This is a genomic window from Cupriavidus sp. 01L46 (assembly GCF_056399905.1).
This window is the reverse complement of record NZ_JBFTSF010000337.1, coordinates 1-10,778: the sequence shown is the minus strand read 5'-3', so window position 1 is coordinate 10,778 and position 10,778 is coordinate 1. Positions and strand designations below refer to the sequence as shown.

Genomic DNA, 10,778 nt, shown 5'->3' with positions numbered 1-10,778 from the left:
CCGCCGAACCGGCGCCGGCGCCGGCCGCCACGCCCGAGGACGTGGTACTGCTGCGCGAGATCCGCGACAGCCTGAAGGCACGCCAGCCCTGAGGCAATGCCAGGCGGGGCCGGCCACCGCACCGGGCTCGCGGCATCAGCCCGGAATCAAACTGGGTTGGGAATATCGATAAAGGTATGGCGCAGGCCGAATTGCTGCGCCAGGTGTTCGCCTAGCGACTGGATGCCATAGCGCTCGGTGGCGTGATGCCCCGCCGCCAGGTAGGCCACGCCGCTCTCGCGCGCCAGATGGGTGGTCTGTTCCGAGACCTCGCCGCTCAGGTAGGCATCCACGCCGGCTGCCACCGCCGCGTCGAAGTAGCCCTGGGCGCCGCCGGTGCACCAGCCCACGGTGCGGATCATCTGCTCGGGGTCGCCGATGGCAAGCGGCTCGCGGTTGAGCACGCCACCCACATGGGCGGCCAGCGCGGCTAGCGGCATGGATTGCGGCAAGGTGCCGGTCCAGCCGAGCTGGCCGTCGCCGAAGCGCCCGGTGGGGGTGAAGCCGAGCTGCAAGCCCAGCTGGGCGTTGTTGCCGAACTCGGGATGGTCGTCGAGCGGCAGGTGATAGGCGAGCAGGTTCACGTCGGCGCCCAGCAACCGCTTCAAACGCGCGTGCTTTTGCCCGATCACGCGGGCATCCTCGTTTTTCCAGAAGTAGCCGTGATGGACCAGGATGGCATCGGCGCCGGCCTCGATGGCGGCTTCGACCAGGGCCAGGCTCGCGGTTACGCCGGTGGCGATGTGCTCCACCTCGGGGCGGCCTTGCACTTGCCATCCGTTCGGGCAATAGTCTTTGTATCGAGGCACTTGAAGCAGGTCGTTCAAGTACAATTCAAGATCTTTTGTTTTCATATCCTGCCCAAAATCCAATATGTTGCGCCGCTTTTGGCTGTTCTTTGCTCAGGCTGTCACCGTTGTGCTGGCAGTGTGGTTCGTCGTGGCCACGCTCAAACCCGAATGGCTGCAGCGCGGCCGGGTGGCCGTGCAATCCGGTTCGCCCATCGTTGCGCTGAAGGAAGTCGTCCCCAATGTGGCCGGCTCCTCCGCGCCGGGCTCCTACAGCGAGGCGGCCCAGCAGGCGATGCCGGCGGTGGTCAACATCTTCACCAGCAAGAACGGCAATAAGCAAACACCCAATCCACAGGCAGAAGACCCCTGGTTCCGCTTCTTCTTTGGCGATCGCCTGCCGGAGCGCCAGGAGCCGGTGTCCAGCCTTGGCTCGGGCGTCATCGTCAGCGCGGAAGGCTACATTCTAACCAACCATCACGTGGTGGACGGCGCCGATGAGATCGAGGTCGCCCTGACCGATGGCCGCAAGGCCAACGCCAAGGTCGTGGGCTCGGACCCGGAAACCGACCTGGCCGTGCTCAAGATCACGCTCAAGGACCTGCCGGCGATCACGCTGGGGCGTATCGAGAACGTCAAGGTAGGCGACGTGGTGCTGGCCATCGGCAACCCCTTCGGCGTCGGCCAGACCGTCACCATGGGCATTGTCTCGGCGCTGGGCCGCAGCCACCTGGGCATCAACACCTTTGAGAACTTCATCCAGACCGACGCGGCGATCAACCCAGGTAACTCTGGCGGCGCACTGGTCGACGCGCAGGGCAACCTGCTGGGCGTCAACACGGCCATTTATTCACGCTCCGGCGGCTCGCTGGGCATCGGCTTCGCCATTCCTGTGTCCACGGCCAAGCAAGTGATGGAATCCATCATCTCGACCGGCTCCGTGACGCGCGGCTGGATCGGCGTGGAGCCGCAGGACATGACCCCCGAGATCGCCGAGTCATTCGGCCTCGAGGCCAAGGAAGGCGCACTGATCGCGGCCGTGGTCCAGGGCGGCCCGGCGGACAAGGCCGGCGTGAAGCCAGGCGACGTGCTGGTCTCGGTGGGTGGACAGAGCATTACTGACACCACCGCCCTGCTCAACGCCATCGCCCAGCTCAAGCCAGGCGCCGAGGCAAAAATGAAGGTTGTGCGCCGAGGCAAGCCCACGGAGCTGACGGTGATGATCGGCAAGCGGCCACCGCCGCCGCGCCGGGCCCTGCCGCTGGATGAGGAAGAGTAAGCGGAGAGCGGGTCAAGCCTTCAGATCCCACCCTGCCGTCGCCGCAAGCCACCCCACCCCGCCCCTTTGTGGCGGGGTTTTTGTTTTTAGGGCCCGACGCGACGCGTATCAAGGCGGGGGAACGTACCTGGTGCTGCGCTAAGAGCGCCCGGAAGGGGCATCCTGCCAATGCGACTGCGAAGTCGCCGGGCACAGGAGAGTGCGTTGGGAAGCTGTAGCCACCACAAGCCGGGAAGGCCGATGGCAATGGCGAGCCTGATCGCTCCGGGCCTCGCCATGCGTAGGGTGCGGGGATTGACAGGAGCATCCTTACGCACCGCTTAGGTAACATCGAGGCAATGCACCATGACTTATCAGCGCCGGGTGTGATCCGGGATCCCGCATTGCGCGCCGTCCTCGATACTGCGCGCACAAAACAAAATGCCGGCATCCTTGCGGATGCCGGCATTTTGCATTCAAGCCAATCTAAAGCGAGCTTGCGCCCGCGTTAAATTAGAACTTGTGGCGAACGCCAACGGTAGCGCCGAACTGGTTTGCACCAGCTTGCACGTTGGTGGTCGTCGAGGTGTTGAAACCATCAACGCCCAGCGACGAACCGTTCTTGTTCTTCACGTACGACAGCGAGGTGTACAGGTCGGTGCGCTTCGACAGAGCGTAGTCAGCCGTAGCAACGAACTGCCACGGATCTGCGCTGGTGTTGCGGAAGTCGTGGTAGTACACCGAACCCGTCAGCGAGAACGCCGGGGTCAGCTGGTAGCCCAGGCCAGCCCAGTACAGGTTGGCTGCCGAGTTAGCCGTCGGTGCGCCAGTGATGGTCGCGCCGTTGAAGCCGTGAGCGTAGCGATAGCCAGCGTACACCTTGGCCGGGCCGAAGGCGTAGGTACCAGCAACAKCTGCGCGGCGGGTCAGCTGCGAGCCACCAACGCCAGCAGCGTTGTCAACGTTGTTCGATTGGTCATACACAGCACCAACCGAGAACGGGCCTGCAGCATAGCTCAGGGCTGCGCTGTATTCGCGGCCGTTCGAGAACTTGCCAGCGGTTTCTTGGCCGTTGTTGGTGAACGAGTACAGAGCCGACGCGGTCAGGCCGCCGAACGTGCCAACGTACTTGACGGCGTTGTCGGCACGCGAAGCGAATTCAGCTGCGGTCGAGGTGATCGAGTAGCGAGTCGAAATCGCCATCGGATCATAGATCAGGCCGAAGTCATACATCAGGGTCTGTTGACGACCCAGGGTGACGGTGCCCCACTGATTCTGCAGGCCGACATACGCGCCACGATTGAACAGGCGGTTGGAGTCGCTAGCACTGCCGGTGTCGGTGTTGAAGCCGCTTTCCAAGACGAAAATGCCCTTCAGGCCACCGCCCAGATCTTCAACGCCACGCAGGCCCCAACGCGAACCCGATTGGTTGCCCGAGGTCATGCGGTACAGCTTGTCGCCGGCAGCATTTGCCTTGTTGTTGAACGACAGACCAGCGTCAACCACGCCGTACAGGGTCACGCTCGATTGGGCATACGCACCACCAGCGGCCAGGGCAGCTACAGCGGCTGCAAACAGTTTCATCTTCATATCGACACTTTCCTTGTCAACTGATTGGGAAATCTTGGCTTGCCCAAGTGCTTGGGCGACGCATTTACCTTCACGTCTGTTGCGTATTATGGGTCAGCGCCCCCGGCCGCTAGAAGGCTTTTTCATCGTTAACCATGGTTACGGACACATTTTGTTGTGATGTCGCAACAGCATAGACGACATTTTTCACCATTTTGGTGCAAAAGTTACGGCACCAAGCCTTGTTCTCGCCATTCGGCCCGACCTTAATCCGGCTGGGCTTCGCTGGCTKCGGCGTCCGCTGCAACGGGCTTTGTGGTGAATCGCGCCATGATCAGCCCCAGTTCATACAGCGCAACCAAAGGCACCGCCAGCAACAGCTGGGACAGCACATCGGGGGGCGTCACCACGGCGGCAATCACGAAGGCGCCGACGATCACATAGGGGCGAATCTGCTTGAGCTTCTCCAGCTCGACCACCCCGAAGCGCACCARCACGATCACGACCACCGGCACCTCGAAGGTAATGCCGAAGGCCAGGAACATGGTCATGGCGAAGCTGAGGTATTTGTCGATGTCGGTCGACATCTCGGCCCCCAGCGGGGCGTTGTAGTGCGCCATGAAATGGAACACCGTGGGAAACACGAGGAAATAAGCAAACGCCACGCCGCAGATAAACAGGATGTAGCTGCTGCTCACCAGCGGCACGATCAATCGCTTCTCATGCTGGTACAAGCCGGGMGCGACGAACTGCCATATCTGGTAGAGCACCCAGGGCAGCGCTATCAGGAAGGCTACCAGCAGCGTCACCTTCATCGGCACGAAGAAGGAGCCGGTGACGTCGGTGACGATCATCCTGCCGCCCTTGGGCAGCGACTCCATCAGCGGCCTGGCAAACAAGTTGTAAATGTTCGGCGCCCAGTAGACCAGGCTGACGAACACCAGGATCACGCCCGATGCGGCCTTGACGATACGCGAGCGCAACTCCACCAGGTGAGAGATGAAGGTTTCCTGCGGACCGCCGGATTGCGCCCAAACGCGTACATTGTGCTGGCGCTTGTACCACAGGGGCTGCGCGCCTTGCTTGACGCGCCAGCTCTTGCGGCCGTTGTGGGGCTTGTGCGCCGCGTCCCAGGAAGGCACGTAGCCGCCGGCGGGGCTTGCCCCTGCCTGCGTGCTGGAATCGGTGCCGGTCAGCGCATCGTTCAGGGCCTGGCCGTGCTCGTGCACTTCCTTGTGGATGGTGCGCTCGACATCGCGCGCGGCATCCTCGAACTCCGTGCGCATCTTGCGCARTTCGTCGAGYTCGACCTCGCGGCTGACTTCYGCCTTCACATCATTGATATAGCGCTGCGCGCGGCCGACCAGTGCGCCGACCGTGCGCGCCACCTTCGGCAGCCGCTCGGGACCGATCACCACCAGCGCCACCGCGCCGATCAGTGCAAGCTTGGAAATGCCGAGATCGATCATGCGAGGTTCGAGAGGATGAGGCCGTGACAACGGCCGCCCCGGCCAGCGCGCAGATCGTCACGCAGGCTAGCGTGGCAAAGCGAACGTGGCCGGCAAGGCATTGCTGCCAGGAGGAAAGACATCGGGCGTGCTGACAAGGATGGAATCGCGCTTACTGCTGGCGCGACTTTTCCTTGGCTTCGACGTCGATGGTGGTGGTGTCGCGCAACTCCTTGGCGGGCGCGTCCGGCGCGTCAGCGGGGTTCCCGTTGGCATCCTTCATGCCGTCCTTGAAGCCCTTCACGGCGCCACCGAGGTCCTGGCCGATATTGCGCAGCTTCTTGGTGCCAAAGACCAGCATGACGATCACCAGCACGATGAGCCAGTGCCAAATGCTAAACGAACCCATTTTCTGCTCCTGATGAAGCCTGGGGCGGCGCCTTGCCACCCCGGCTTGTTGTTCCGTCACTGAAGGCCATGCCGGGCGACGGTTGCCGGCACGGCATCTGACCGAAGGCCACGCGGCCCGCGGTCCTGCATGGGCTGGCTGCCAGGCTGGCTTGAAGCCAGTCTTAAGGCAGCGGCACCTTCCACTGGCTGCGCGGGCCGCCAAGCACGTGCAGATGGAGGTGGTACACCTCCTGTCCGCCATCCGGGCCGGTATTGATTACCGTCCGAAAACCATTGCCACAGCCTTCCGCGCGCGCCAACTCCGGCACTTTCAACATCATTTTAGCAAGCACCGCGCCTTCGCCGGGTCCGCAATCGGCCAGCGAATCGACATGCACCTTGGGAACGAGCAGGAAGTGTACCGGGGCTTTCGGGTCGATATCATGGAAAGCCAGCATTTCGTCGTCTTCATACACCTTGCGCGACGGCAGCTGGCCGGCCACGATCCGGCAGAAGAGGCAATTGTGCGGTGAATTCATGAAAATTTCATTGCGCGCAGCAAATCAGGCTGCGATTTCGCCGCGAACCCGCCGGGATCCCGTCACAAACATCAGAAACGCTGATCCGGGTACATCGGCTTGCTGTCGTTCAGGTAGAGCCAGCCCTTGACGATACGATACAACATCCACAGGGACAGCACGCCCCATACCGCAAAGGCCAGCGGTATCAAGAACACCGTGGCAAACAGCACGCCGCCCAGAACGGCCCACGCCACCGACCACCAGAAGGAACGGATCTGCCAGGCAAAGTGGGAGGCGTAGAGGGTGCCCCGGGTGTCGTCGCGCTTGACGTACCCGACCACGATGGCGATCAGCGCGGTGATGCCGCCGGTCAGCCAGAAAATGGCGTACAGGGCATAAAGGATGTGCGTCAGCTTGCGCAGGCTAGCGAGCCGGTCGTTGTCAGCGGTGATCACATCCCCCATCGTCGTTGCTCCTGAAAGCGGCTCGTAGTTGCGGGTTGCCGGCGGGGCCGGCGCGGCCATTCAACTGCCGTCGGCCTTGCGCTGGGCTTTTTCCTCAAGGCCGGACAGGCCTTCGCGGCGAGCCAGCTCGTTGACCACGTCGGCCGGCTTCAGGCCAAAACGGGCGAGCAGCACCATGCTGTGGAACCAGAGATCGGCCACCTCGTACACCACCTTGCCGACCGCCTCCGGACCCAAGCCGGCAGCACGCGCATCCTTGGCGGCCATCACGGTCTCGGTGGCTTCCTCGCCGATCTTCTTCAGGATGGCGTCGTCACCCTTGTGGAACAGGCGTGCCACGTAAGACTTGTCAGGGTCGCCGCCGTTCTCCGGCTTGCGCGACTCCAGCACGGCGGCCAGGCGCGCCAGCACGTCCGCGCTGCTCAAGTGTTGTTCGCTCATGGCTTGGCCGCGTAGATAGTGGACGGATCCTTGAGCACAGGCTCGACGGTCTGCCAGTCGCCGCTCTCGGCGTCGCCCTCGAACTTCTGGAAAAAGCAGGAGTGGCGCCCGGTGTGGCAGGCGATGCCGTCGTTCTGGGTAACCTTGAGCAGGACCACGTCTTCATCGCAATCCAGGCGCATCTCGTGCACCTTCTGCACGTGGCCGGATTCCTCGCCCTTGTGCCACAGGCGCTTGCGCGAGCGAGACCAGAACACGGCCTCGCCGATCTCCGCAGTGCGCTGCAGCGCTTCGCGGTTCATGAACGCGAACATCAGCACGTCGTTCGAGCCGACTTCCTGGACGATCACCGGCACCAGGCCGTTGTCGTCCCACTTAACCTTGTTGAGCCACTTCTTTGCCATGTCGGTTCGCCGTGTTCAGATTCGCACCGGAATGCCCTCGCGGGCCATGAATGCCTTTGCTTCGCCAACGGTGTGCTCGCCGTAGTGGAAGATGCTGGCGGCCAGCACCGCGTCGGCGTGCCCCAGCTTGATGCCGTCGGCCAGGTCCTTCAGGCCGCCCACGCCACCCGAGGCGATCACCGGCACGGACACCGCGTCGCTGACAGCCCGCGTGAGCTCGAGGTCGAAGCCGCTCTTGGTGCCGTCGCGGTCCATGCTGGTTAGCAGCAGTTCGCCGGCGCCGCGCGCGGCCATCTCGCGCGCCCATGCCACGGCGTCCAGGCCAGTGGCCTTGCGCCCGCCGTGGGTGAAGACTTCCCAGCGCGCCGGCTCGCCGGGCGCGGAACTGCGTTTGGCGTCGATCGCGACCACAATGCACTGCGACCCGTAGCGCGCGGTGGCGTCCGACACCAGTTGCGGGTTCGCAATGGCCGAGGAGTTGACGCTGATCTTGTCCGCGCCGGCATTGAGCAGGCGCCGCACATCTTCCACGGCGCGCACGCCGCCACCCACCGTCAGCGGGATGAAGACCTGGGAGGCCACCGCCTCGATGATGTGCAGGATCAGGTCGCGGCCGTCGCTGGTCGCGGTGATGTCAAGAAAAGTGATTTCATCGGCACCCTGCTCGTCATAACGGCGGGCGATCTCGACCGGGTCGCCCGCGTCGCGTAATTCGACGAAGTTGACACCCTTGACCACCCGCCCGTTGGTCACGTCGAGGCAGGGGATGATACGTTTGGCTAGCATGAGATTCCTTGCCCGCCACGGCGCTGCGCGCATGCGCGGCGCCGGTGGCTGCAATTGTCGCGCGCGAGGCGCGTTGTCTTACTGCTCGGCGCCGAGCTTGTCGGCAAGCGCCTGGGCTTCGGCGAAATTGAGGTCGCCCGAATAGATCGCGCGGCCGCAGATGACGCCCTCGACACCATCCTTTTGCACACTGCACAGGCGTTCGATATCGGCCAGGTTGGACAGCCCGCCGCTGGCGATCACCGGAATCGTCGCCGACTGTGCCAGCTTGACGGTGGCATCGATATTGATGYCCTGCAGCATGCCGTCGCGGCCGATGTCGGTGTAGATGATGGCTTCCACGCCGTAATCCTCGTACTTGCGCGCGAGATCGGCGACTTCGTGGCCGGTCAGCTTGCTCCAGCCGTCGGTGGCAACCTTGCCTTCGCGAGCGTCCAGGCCGACGATGATATGGCCGCCGAACGCCGTGCAAGCATCCTTGAGGAACCCGGGATTCTTGACCGCGGCCGTGCCGATGATCACGTACGACAGGCCGCCGTCGAGCCAGCGCTCGATGGTGTTCAGGTCGCGGATGCCGCCGCCGAGCTGGATCGGGATCTCATCGCCCACCTCGGCGATGATGGCCTTGATGGCAGCTTCATTGCGGGGCTTGCCCACGAACGCACCATTGAGGTCGACCAGGTGCAGGCGCCGTGCGCCCTGCTCCACCCAGTGACGTGCCATGGCGGCGGGATCTTCGGAAAAGACGGTGGGCTGGTCCATGTCGCCTTGTTTAAGGCGTACACATTGACCGTCCTTCAGGTCGATGGCCGGAATGAGCAACATAAGTGTGACGAGCGTGATTGAGTGAAAGAGAAAATTGAGCTAGCCACCGTGGCCGGCCAACTCGGTCCCGAAAAAGCCGCTATCGAGGTTCAGGGATTCCAATGCACGAAGTTCCGGTACAGCTGCAAGCCCATGGCGGCGCTCTTTTCCGGGTGGAACTGCGTGGCAAAAATATTATCGCGCGCTACCGCGCTCGTAAATAAGACACCGTAGTCGGTTTCGCCGGCGATATGCGCCGGATCCTGCGCATGCACGTAGTAACTATGCACGAAATAGAACCAGCTTTCATCGGGGATGCCAGCCCACAGCGGATGGGAGCGCGCTTGCCGCACCCGGTTCCAGCCCATCTGCGGCACCTTGTAACGTGAGCCATCCGGCTGGGTCATGCCTTCCAGCTCGAAGCGGATCACCTCGCCGGGCAACAGTCCCAGGCAAGGCGTGCTGCCGTCCTGCGCCCTACTTTCCTTGCTGAAGTCGAACAGCATCTGTTCGCCAACGCACACCCCCATCATCGGCTTGCTGGCGGCGGCCTCGATCACCGCCTGCTGCAAGCCGGACGCGCCCAGCGCGCCCATGCAGTCGGGCATCGCCCCCTGGCCGGGCAGCACCACGCGGTCCGCCGCGCGGATCGCCTCGGGCTGGTCCACCACCTGCACGTCCGCCTCGGGCGCCGCCGCACGCAGGGCCTGCGCCACCGAGCGCAGGTTGCCCATGCCGTAATCCACAATTGCTATGGTAGTCATGATTTCAAAACAGGCAACAATGTCTTAAGCCCGTCCACAATGAATTCCACGGCCAGCGCCGATAGGATCAGTCCCATCAGGCGCGTGCCGATATTGATGCCAGTGCGGCCGATCACGCGCGCGATCGGGTCCGCCGCGCGGAATACTATATATACCACTGCGCCAAGCGCGATCCCAATTCCGACCAAAATCAGCAACTGGTACCAGTGCTGGGTCTTGCCGGCATAGACGATGACCGTGCTGATCGAGCCGGGCCCGGTCAGCAAGGGCAGCGCCAGCGGCACCACCGCGATGCTGGCCTTGGCTTCCGCCTCGTCCTCTTCCTCGGGCGTCGCCTTGGTACGGCCGGTCTGGGCGTTCAGCATGTTCATCGCCATCATGATCATGATGAGGCCACCGCCGACCTGGAGCGAGGCCACCGAGATATTGAAGAACTCAATGATCTGCTGGCCCAGCAAGGCGGAAATGCCCACTACCGTCGCCACCGAGATCGACGCGATCTTGATGGTATGCCGCTTTTCTTCTTCGGTCTGCTGGGTGGTCWGGCTGATGAAGAACGGGATGGCCCCGATCGGGTTGATCAGCGCCAGCAGCGAGATGAACGACTTAAGCGTATCCATCGGGTTGGGCTAATGTCGCGCTAATGCCGCGTTGGTGCCGCATCGGCACCACATTGATCGGAAATTTGCCGCCGGCGGCGCAGAACGCGCCGCCATGCGAGGCTGGTGGACGCCGCTAAGGCTCAGCCGACGAGGGTGCCCTTGGTCGACGGAATCGTGTTGCCGGCGCGCGGATCCATTTCCACCGCCATGCGCAGCGCGCGGCCGAAGGCCTTGAACACGGTTTCGCATTGATGGTGGGCATTGATGCCGCGCAGGTTGTCGATATGCAGCGTCACCGCGGCATGGTTGACGAACCCGCGGAAGAACTCGATGGTCAGGTCCACGTCGAAGCTGCCCACCCGCGCGCGGGTAAACGGCACGTGACGCTCCAGGCCCGGGCGGCCGGAGAAGTCGATCACGACGCGCGACAGGCATTCGTCCAGCGGCACATAGCTGTGGCCGTAGCGGGTGATGCCCTTCTTGTCGCCAATGGCCTGGCC

At 63.2% G+C, this 10,778-nt stretch carries 14 protein-coding genes and 2 pseudogenes; 2 read left to right on the top strand and 14 right to left on the bottom strand.

Translation table 11 applies throughout. From position 1 onward, the window contains the following. A pseudogene (gene mscL, locus AC1DS3_RS33545) lies at positions 1 to 92 on the top strand (large conductance mechanosensitive channel protein MscL); the annotation flags it as partial. A 54-nt stretch (positions 93 to 146) separates the two neighbouring features. Here the strand turns inward: mscL and AC1DS3_RS33540 are convergent. Next, positions 147 to 893, bottom strand: coding sequence for a Nif3-like dinuclear metal center hexameric protein (locus AC1DS3_RS33540; protein WP_043352388.1), 747 nt, complete (start codon positions 891 to 893; stop codon positions 147 to 149). A gap of 19 nt (positions 894 to 912) precedes the next feature. Here AC1DS3_RS33540 and AC1DS3_RS33535 point away from each other — a divergent pair, with 19 nt between their 5' ends. Beyond that, positions 913 to 2,106, top strand: a complete 1,194-nt coding sequence (locus AC1DS3_RS33535) for a Do family serine endopeptidase (RefSeq protein WP_459372148.1) — start codon at positions 913 to 915, stop codon at positions 2,104 to 2,106. 492 nt (positions 2,107 to 2,598) lie between these two features. Here the strand turns inward: AC1DS3_RS33535 and AC1DS3_RS33530 are convergent, their stop codons facing one another. The 13 genes and pseudogenes from AC1DS3_RS33530 to AC1DS3_RS33470 all read right to left on the bottom strand — a co-directional run. Continuing rightward, the gene (locus AC1DS3_RS33530) at positions 2,599 to 3,675 is read right to left on the bottom strand and encodes a porin (RefSeq protein ID WP_477128853.1); all 1,077 of its coding nucleotides are present in this window, start codon (positions 3,673 to 3,675) and stop codon (positions 2,599 to 2,601) included. 245 nt (positions 3,676 to 3,920) lie between these two features. Further along, positions 3,921 to 4,721 carry a twin-arginine translocase subunit TatC gene (gene tatC, locus AC1DS3_RS33525; RefSeq protein ID WP_477128854.1) on the bottom strand — a complete coding sequence of 267 codons (801 nt, stop codon included), beginning with the start codon at positions 4,719 to 4,721 and terminating at the stop codon, positions 3,921 to 3,923. A 207-nt stretch (positions 4,722 to 4,928) separates the two neighbouring features. Further along, a pseudogene (gene tatB / locus AC1DS3_RS33520) lies at positions 4,929 to 5,123 on the bottom strand (Sec-independent protein translocase protein TatB); the annotation flags it as partial. 151 nt (positions 5,124 to 5,274) lie between these two features. Continuing rightward, positions 5,275 to 5,511 carry a Sec-independent protein translocase subunit TatA gene (gene tatA / locus AC1DS3_RS33515; protein ID WP_043350196.1) on the bottom strand — a complete coding sequence of 79 codons (237 nt, stop codon included), beginning with the start codon at positions 5,509 to 5,511 and terminating at the stop codon, positions 5,275 to 5,277. Between the two features lie 163 nt (positions 5,512 to 5,674). Continuing rightward, positions 5,675 to 6,031: a histidine triad nucleotide-binding protein gene (locus AC1DS3_RS33510; protein WP_477128852.1), complete on the bottom strand. Its 357-nt coding sequence runs from the start codon at positions 6,029 to 6,031 to the stop codon at positions 5,675 to 5,677. A gap of 71 nt (positions 6,032 to 6,102) precedes the next feature. After that, complete coding sequence (locus AC1DS3_RS33505) at positions 6,103 to 6,477, bottom strand: DUF4870 family protein (protein ID WP_441637938.1); 375 nt, start codon at positions 6,475 to 6,477, stop codon at positions 6,103 to 6,105. A gap of 60 nt (positions 6,478 to 6,537) precedes the next feature. Continuing rightward, entirely contained in the window at positions 6,538 to 6,918 is a 381-nt protein-coding gene (locus tag AC1DS3_RS33500; protein ID WP_253931149.1) for a phosphoribosyl-ATP diphosphatase, read from the bottom strand. Continuing rightward, positions 6,915 to 7,322: a phosphoribosyl-AMP cyclohydrolase gene (gene hisI / locus AC1DS3_RS33495; RefSeq protein ID WP_043350207.1), complete on the bottom strand. Its 408-nt coding sequence runs from the start codon at positions 7,320 to 7,322 to the stop codon at positions 6,915 to 6,917. Before hisI ends, AC1DS3_RS33500 begins: the two co-directional genes overlap by 4 nt. A 15-nt stretch (positions 7,323 to 7,337) precedes the next feature. Next, complete coding sequence (gene hisF, locus AC1DS3_RS33490) at positions 7,338 to 8,108, bottom strand: imidazole glycerol phosphate synthase subunit HisF (protein ID WP_174424913.1); 771 nt, start codon at positions 8,106 to 8,108, stop codon at positions 7,338 to 7,340. A 78-nt stretch (positions 8,109 to 8,186) separates the two neighbouring features. Further along, a complete protein-coding gene (gene hisA, locus AC1DS3_RS33485; protein ID WP_477128851.1) occupies positions 8,187 to 8,933 on the bottom strand; it encodes a 1-(5-phosphoribosyl)-5-[(5-phosphoribosylamino)methylideneamino]imidazole-4-carboxamide isomerase in 747 nt (248 codons plus the stop codon). Between the two features lie 89 nt (positions 8,934 to 9,022). After that, positions 9,023 to 9,676 (bottom strand): imidazole glycerol phosphate synthase subunit HisH, encoded by a 654-nt coding sequence (gene hisH / locus AC1DS3_RS33480; protein WP_441637830.1) that lies wholly within the window; start codon positions 9,674 to 9,676, stop codon positions 9,023 to 9,025. Beyond that, the gene (locus AC1DS3_RS33475; RefSeq protein WP_477128850.1) at positions 9,673 to 10,296 is read right to left on the bottom strand and encodes a YchE family NAAT transporter; all 624 of its coding nucleotides are present in this window, start codon (positions 10,294 to 10,296) and stop codon (positions 9,673 to 9,675) included. The genes hisH and AC1DS3_RS33475 overlap by 4 nt, the downstream gene beginning before the upstream one ends. A 122-nt stretch (positions 10,297 to 10,418) precedes the next feature. Next, on the bottom strand, positions 10,419 to 10,778 hold a 360-nt coding region (locus tag AC1DS3_RS33470; protein WP_477128849.1), incomplete at its 5' end, for an imidazoleglycerol-phosphate dehydratase.